Consider the following 1,192-nt stretch of genomic DNA (forward strand, 5'->3'; position numbering starts at 1 on the left):
CGTTCGACGTGTTCTCGCGGAACTGCCCCTCGCGCGCCACGCTGGAGCACGTCACCGGGCGCTGGGGCATCCTGACGCTGTCCGCGCTCGCCGACGACACCGTGCGGTTCAACGCGCTACGGCGCAGGGTGGACGGGGTCAGCGAGAAGATGCTCTCCCAGACCCTCCAGGCGCTGGAGCGCGACGGCCTGGTGATCCGCGAGGCGCAGTCGGTCAACCCGCCGCACGTCGAGTACCGGCTCAGCCCGCTCGGCCGGGAGACCGCGGCCCGGCTGCTCGACCTCATCACGCTGGTCGAGGACCGGATGCCCGAGGTGCTGGTGGCCCGCGGCCGCTACGACGAGGTGCGCGGCACCGGCTGACAGCGCGGGCAGAAGTAGCTGGAGCGGTTCATCCACGCCCGGCGCCGGATCGGGGTGCCGCATCGGCGGCACGGCTCGTCCTCGCGGCCGTACGCGTCCAGGGAGCGGTCGAAGTAGCCCGACTCGCCGTTCACGTTGACGTACATGCTGTCGAAGCTGGTGCCGCCGGCGGCCAGCGCGTCGCCCATCACCTCCCGGATGTGGGTGAGGAGTTCGGCGGTGCGCGGGCGGGTCAGCGTGGCGGTCGGGCGGTCGTAGTGCAACTTGGTGCGCCACAGCGCCTCGTCCGCGTAGATGTTGCCGACCCCGCTGATCAGGCTCTGGTCGAGCAACGCCCGCTTGATCGTGGTCTTCTTACGGCGCAGCGCCGCGTGGAAGGCGTCGTCGTCGAAGGCGGGGTCGATCGGGTCGCGGGCGATGTGCGCGAGCGGCTGCGGCAGTTGCTCCGGGTCGCCCGGGACGGTGTCGTGCAGGGAGAGCCCGCCGAAGGTGCGCTGGTCCACGAAGCGGAGGTCGGTGTCCTCGGTGTCCTCGAACACGAAGCGGACCCGCAGGTGCTTCTCCGCGGGCGCGTCCTCGGGACGGATCAGGAACTGGCCGCTCATGCCGAGGTGGGCGACCATCGCGGTGTCCTCGGCGAGCGGGATCCAGAGGTACTTGCCGCGGCGGTGCGGGGCGGCGAGGGTGGCGCCGGTGAGGCGGTGGGCGAAGTCGTCGGCGCCCGCGGGATGGCGGCGCACGGCGCGGGGGTGCAGGACGGTGGCCCGGGCAACGGTCCGGCCGGCGGCCCACTTGGCGAGACCGCGGCGGACGACTTCCACCTCTGGGAG

Annotated in this window: 2 protein-coding genes; one reads left to right on the forward strand and one right to left on the reverse strand. The window is 72.5% G+C overall.

The window, feature by feature from the left end; all coding sequences use genetic code 11:
- A partial coding sequence (locus tag AC13HU_RS37440) for a winged helix-turn-helix transcriptional regulator (RefSeq protein WP_483046465.1) occupies positions 1 to 362 on the forward strand: 362 nt, incomplete at its 5' end.
- On the opposite strand, the gene mutM is transcribed toward AC13HU_RS37440, so the two are convergent.
- The coding region (gene mutM / locus AC13HU_RS37445; RefSeq protein WP_483046466.1) for a bifunctional DNA-formamidopyrimidine glycosylase/DNA-(apurinic or apyrimidinic site) lyase at positions 335 to 1,192 on the reverse strand (858 nt) is incomplete at its 5' end. The genes AC13HU_RS37440 and mutM overlap by 28 nt on opposite strands.

Source organism: Streptomyces sp. NH27 (genome assembly GCF_056859195.1).